This window comes from Vibrio marinisediminis, assembly GCF_014050145.1.
In the GTDB taxonomy this organism is placed as follows: Bacteria; Pseudomonadota; Gammaproteobacteria; order Enterobacterales; family Vibrionaceae; genus Vibrio; species Vibrio marinisediminis.
Genome location: NZ_JACFYF010000281.1, coordinates 1 through 264, shown reverse-complemented (window position 1 = coordinate 264; position 264 = coordinate 1). Strand labels below are relative to the sequence as shown.

The 264-nt window shown below is 48.1% G+C and carries 1 protein-coding gene; it reads right to left on the bottom strand.

Annotated features, from left to right (window positions below; translation table 11 throughout):
* Nucleotides 1-4: 4 nt before the first annotated feature.
* Nucleotides 5-264: hypothetical protein (locus tag H2O73_RS24105; RefSeq protein ID WP_220457766.1), on the bottom strand; the 260-nt coding region annotated here is incomplete at its 5' end.

Below are 264 nucleotides of genomic sequence, written 5' to 3'. Positions count from 1 at the left end.
CCAGCTAGGTGAAAGCGTGCGCCGCAATCGAGAGGTACGGGAAGATTTCGTTTATTCGATCTCGCGGCAACACCTTGGAGAACTTGAAACGATTGATGAAGCTAGGTTCAAGACTGCGGTAGTTTTCTTCGATGATATGAGGAGAAATATGGAATCCGTTTTCCGCGCGCTTAGGCCCGGAGGTTTCTACTATATCATCATCGGAAACAGTAGGATTCGAGGTGTAGACGTTCCAACTCATCAAGTAATCGCAGAGATTGCCGG